Consider the following 4,797-nt stretch of genomic DNA (forward strand, 5'->3'; position numbering starts at 1 on the left):
CTATTCGCGGCGCCGAAAGCCGCGTTGCCGGCGCGGTCGAGATGGCGGAAATCGTGCTCCTGGGCGCTCATGCCAATCGAATGGGCCGAATCGCCGCGTTGATCAAGCCCGCCGATCTGCCCTATACCGCATGCAGGCCGACGGGCCGCCATCAACATGGAAGCCTGGCGTGGAGCAGAGTGACAAAGTTCGCATATTGATCGCCGGCAGCGGCCCGGCCGGCCTGATCGCGACACTCGGCTTTGCCGAGGCAGGCTTTGCCGTAACGTTGGCTGGCCCCGAGGCCGCCGGCGGCGATGGCCGCACCACCGCCCTTATGAACCCTGCTCTCAAGGTGCTCGACCGGCTGGGTGTGCTGGACGAACTCAGACCGCAGGCGGCGCCGCTGAAAATGATGCGCATCGTCGACGCAACGCGCCGGCTGATCCGCAGCCCGACCGTCACCTTCCGCGCCAGCGAAATCGGCGAGGAGCAGTTCGGGCTCAACCTGCCGAACAAAATCCTGATCCCGGTGCTTGCCAAGAAGGTCGCCGCAAATCCCGGCATTGAGTGGCGAAAGTCGATGGTCGATGCCTGGCGGCTCGACGCCGACCACGCACATGCGAGCCTCGCCGATGGCAGTGAGGTCTCGGCATCGCTGGCGGTTGCCGCCGACGGGCGCCTGTCGCCGGCGCGCGAGGCCGCCGGCATCAGGGCCTCCGCCCGACCCTATCCTCAGTCGGCGCTCGTTCTCAATTTCAGCCATCGCAGCGAGCATGGCTTCATCTCAACTGAATTCCATACCGAGACCGGGCCGTTCACGCAGGTGCCGCTGCCGGGCAAGCGCTCCAGTCTCGTCTGGGTGGTGAAGCCGGAAACGGCACAGGAACTGGCCGCGCTCGACGATGCCATGCTGTCTGTTCGGGTCGAAGAGCAAATGCAGTCCATGCTCGGCCGGGTCTCGGTCGAGCCCGGCCGCCAAGTCTACCCGCTTTCGGCGGCCTCGCCTGGTCGGTTCGCGCAAAACCGTGTGGCGCTTGTCGGCGAGGCTGCTCATGTCTTCCCGCCGATCGGGGCACAAGGCCTCAATCTCGGCATCAGGGATATCGACGATCTAATTGGAATCGCCAGCGAAAATCGCGACGATCCCGGGTCGAGGCTGAGCCTTGCCGCCTACGACACGCGGCGCCGTCCGGACATCCTGGCGCGCAGCAGTGCGGTGAACTTGCTCAACATGTCACTGCTGTCCGACATGCTCCCGGCGCAGCTTGCGCGCAGCGCCGGCCTCAACGTGCTGGGCAGCTTCGCGCCGCTGCGCGCCTTCTTCATGCGCGAAGGCCTGCGGCCGGGAAGCGGTTTTCGGGCGCTCGCCGGCGGCTTCAGGAAACAGGCCGCGCGCTGAGGCACATTTGCAAACTACCGCTTTCGGCCGAGCATTGCGCCTGCCGATAGGTAGCTTGGTGGCCAGGGCGTCGGTAAAGCATTGCATTGGAGCAACGTCTGCGCCAAATCGTACCAAGCCGAAAGTCGGGGTCGATTTTTGAGCGCGTGACGTGTAGATTCAAGACCTTAGGCGCCCTGTGCGCGCAAGCCGCTGCGGCGCCTCGGGACCGAAGTGGTGAGTGCGATGAAGACGGCCAAATTCGCGATCGGACAAGTTGTTCGCCACCGGCTGTTTCCGTTCCGTGGCGTGATCTTCGACGTCGATCCGCAATTCGCCAACACCGAAGAATGGTATGAAGCGATCCCGGCGGACATGCGTCCAAGCAAGGACCAGCCTTTCTATCACCTTCTCGCCGAGAACTCCGAGACAGAGTACATCGCTTATGTATCCGAGCAGAACCTGCTCGAGGACCGGTCGGGCGAGCCGGTGCGGCACCCGCAGATCGGCGAGATGTTCGACAAGCTGCCCGACGGGCGCTACGAGCCGAAAGGTCACTCGAAACACTGAGGGCTGAACAAGCGACAATAAAAAAGCGGGGCGCCTGCCCCGCTCGCTTTTTAGCATGCTGGAGAAACGCTCCAACAATCAGTTGGCGGTCTTCGCCTTGTCCTGCTCTTCCTTAAGCTTCTTGGCGAAGTCCTGGTTGTTCTTGGCGACAAAGTCCTGCAGTTTCTTTTGGCGGTCCTCGATGTCCGACTGCTGCAGCGGCGGGCCGTCATAGGCGCCGCTGAAGCCCGTCAGCGCAACCTTGATCGGGTTCGGCTGGTTTTGGAAATTGACCGAGGTGAGCGTGATCTGCTGGCCCTTCTTGAAGGACGCGACAAGCTGGTCGGTCAGCGGCACTTCGGCCACGCAGCGATCCGGGAAGCAGATCACATAGTCGAGCTTCTGCGCCTTGCCGGAATCGATCTGCAGGCCGATGCCCGGAGGAACGAGACGGCCGGTCGGCACCGTCACCTGGAACACCTTACGGTTCACTTTGCCCTTGAGCTCGATCAGGCTGACGCCGGTGACGAGCTGGCCATTGCCGGCCGTGACGATGTTCTGCACGTTGCAGATATCGACGTCTTCCTGCTTGGTGCAGGCCTTGAACCAGCCCTGCGGAATCTGCGGCGGCTGCTGCGCGGAAGCGGTGAAAAGCCCGGCGCCCAGAACGCCGACCACGCCTGCGGCCAGCACCGAAAGGCGATACGCGTTGCTCGTCATATGGTGCACTTTCCTCTCAAATGATCCCGGGGACCGGCTTCTTCCTGCCGTGTGGTCCCGCTACCTGTTGCCCAAATGAGGCAACAGCATGACTTCGGAGCGCGTGTTACACTGCCAGCGGCGCCGAATCCAGCCCGGTTTCCGCGTTTTCTTGCCGCGTTCTCCTGCCCTGGACGGGCCTCATCGGCGATGCGTCGACTGAACCCAAGCGACCGGCGCGCGCCGATTCAATCGGGGAGCGAAATGCTCTAGGGTGCATGTCGAATCACCAAGCTGCCCGGCAAGGAGACGGTCATGGACCGCGTTCTCGTTCGGCTGATCGCCGCGACCTCGTTTCTGGCCCTCTCGCTGCTTCCGGCTTTGTCGGAACCGAAGCACGGCATCGCCATGCAGGGCGAGCCGGCGCTGCCTGCGGACTATACACATTTCGACTACGTCAATCCCGACGCGCCGAAGGGCGGCAGCGTCACCTATTGCGTCGTCGGCAGTTTCGACAATCTCAACCCCTTCATCCTGAAGAGCCTGCGCACCACCGCGCGCGGCATGATCGACACGGTCTACGGCAACCTGGTCTTCGAGCCGTTGATGCAGCGCAACTACAACGAGCCCTTCAGCCTCTACGGCCTGCTCGCCGACAGCGCCGACATGGACCCGGATCGCAAGAGCATCGAGTTCCACCTCGATCCCAATGCCAAATGGTCGGACGGCCAGCCGGTGACGCCGGAGGACGTGCTGTTCACCTACGATGTGTTCAAAGACAAGGGCCGCCCGCCTTACAGCGATCGCATGAGCATGATCGCCAGGCTGGAGAAGACCGGCGACCACAGCGTGAAGTTCACCTTCAACGAAAAGGCCAATCGCGAATTTCCGCTGATCGTCGCGCTGACGCCGATCATCCCCAAGCACGCCTTCGACAAGGAGACCTTCGACAAGACCTCGCTGAAGCCGCTGATCGGCAGCGGCCCCTATACCGTGGACAAGGTGCAGCCTGGACAGCGCATCGTGTTCAAGCGCAATCCCAATTATTGGGGCAAGGACATCCCATCTAAGCGCGGCTTCGACAATTTCAACCAGATCACCATCGAGTATTTCCTCAACGCCAACGCCAAGACGGAAGCGTTCAAGAAAGGCATCTGCGCCCTCGACGACGAGACCGATCCGGTCAAGCGCGACCGCGATATCGACTTCCCGGCCTTTCGCAAGGGTGATGTGAAGCAGGAATATTTCAACACCGGTATTCCGCCCGTGGTGACGGGCTTCCTGTTCAACACCAGGCTGCCGAAGTTTTCCAATCCGGTCGTGCGGCGCGCCCTCGGCATGCTCTACGACTTCGAATGGGCCAACAAAAACCTGTTCGCCGGCAAGTTCAATCGCACCATGAGCTTCTGGCAGAACTCCGAGCTGTCCGCGCTCGGCCATCCCGCCGACGACCGGGAGAAGGCGCTGCTTGCCCCCTACCCCGGTCGCGTCCCTGCCGAGGTGATGGACGGCACCTGGCGGCCGCCGGTCACCGACGGCTCCGGCCAGGACCGCAAGGTGCTGCGAGCGGCTTTCGAGCTCCTGAAAAGCGCTGGCTATCACGTAGAGGACGGCCGGATGGTCGACCCTGAAGGCAATCCGTTCGGCTTCGAGATCATGACGTCATCGCAGGACGAGGAGCGGCTTGCGGCTCTCTATCAGCGCACGCTGGAGAAGATCGGCATCGATGTAACCATCCGCGGCCTCGACGGCGATCAAATCCAGTCGCGCAAGCAGCGCTTCGACTTCGAGGTGCTGATCGGCACAAGCGGTTTCAACAATTCGCTCTCGCCCGGCAGCGAGCAGGTGGGGCGCTGGGGATCCGTCGCCGCCAAGCAGGAGGGTTCATTCAACCTGGCCGGCGTCGCCGATCCCGCGGTCGACGCGGCGATCAACGCGATGCTGAATGCCCGCACGAAGGAAGACTATGTCGCTGCGGTGCGCGTTCTCGATCGGCTGCTGATATCGGGCAACTACATGGTGCCCATGCAATACAACACGCAGCAGTGGCTGGCTTACTGGAGCTACCTGGAACATCCGCAAAAGACGCCCATATTCGGCTATCAGCTGCCGACATGGTGGCGAAAGCCCAACTGACGCGATCCCCCGCCTGACACCGACCAAGCAAGGAGACGAGCATGAGCGCGGAG

Annotated in this window: 5 protein-coding genes; 4 read left to right on the plus strand and 1 reads right to left on the minus strand. The window is 62.5% G+C overall.

Going from position 1 to position 4,797, the window contains the following annotated elements; genetic code table 11:
* The 3 genes from EOA79_RS33270 to hspQ all read left to right on the plus strand — a co-directional run.
* On the plus strand, positions 1 to 200 hold a 200-nt coding region (locus EOA79_RS33270; RefSeq protein WP_206639287.1), incomplete at its 5' end, for a hypothetical protein.
* A complete protein-coding gene (locus EOA79_RS29600; protein WP_245322432.1) occupies positions 170 to 1,381 on the plus strand; it encodes a UbiH/UbiF family hydroxylase in 1,212 nt (403 codons plus the stop codon). The genes EOA79_RS33270 and EOA79_RS29600, both read left to right, overlap by 31 nt.
* Positions 1,382 to 1,606: 225 nt before the next feature.
* Complete coding sequence (gene hspQ, locus EOA79_RS29605; protein WP_066989816.1) at positions 1,607 to 1,930, plus strand: heat shock protein HspQ; 324 nt, start codon at positions 1,607 to 1,609, stop codon at positions 1,928 to 1,930.
* A gap of 78 nt (positions 1,931 to 2,008) precedes the next feature.
* Here the strand turns inward: hspQ and EOA79_RS29610 are convergent, their stop codons facing one another.
* Positions 2,009 to 2,638, minus strand: coding sequence for an invasion associated locus B family protein (locus tag EOA79_RS29610; protein WP_095777677.1), 630 nt, complete (start codon positions 2,636 to 2,638; stop codon positions 2,009 to 2,011).
* Between the two features lie 285 nt (positions 2,639 to 2,923).
* Here EOA79_RS29610 and EOA79_RS29615 point away from each other — a divergent pair, with 285 nt between their 5' ends.
* A complete protein-coding gene (locus tag EOA79_RS29615; RefSeq protein WP_095825408.1) occupies positions 2,924 to 4,744 on the plus strand; it encodes an extracellular solute-binding protein in 1,821 nt (606 codons plus the stop codon).
* The last annotated feature ends 53 nt before the right edge of the window (positions 4,745 to 4,797 follow it).

The organism is Mesorhizobium sp. M1A.F.Ca.IN.020.03.2.1, assembly GCF_004023205.1.
Lineage (GTDB): Bacteria > Pseudomonadota > Alphaproteobacteria > Rhizobiales > Rhizobiaceae > Mesorhizobium.

Excerpts from the sequence above, each read along its gene's own strand:
- hspQ (WP_066989816.1), top strand. The coding sequence starts at position 1,607 with ATGAAGACGGCCAAATTCGCGATCGGACAAGTTGTTCGCCACCGGCTG.
- EOA79_RS29615 (WP_095825408.1), top strand. The coding sequence starts at position 2,924 with ATGGACCGCGTTCTCGTTCGGCTGATCGCCGCGACCTCGTTTCTGGCC.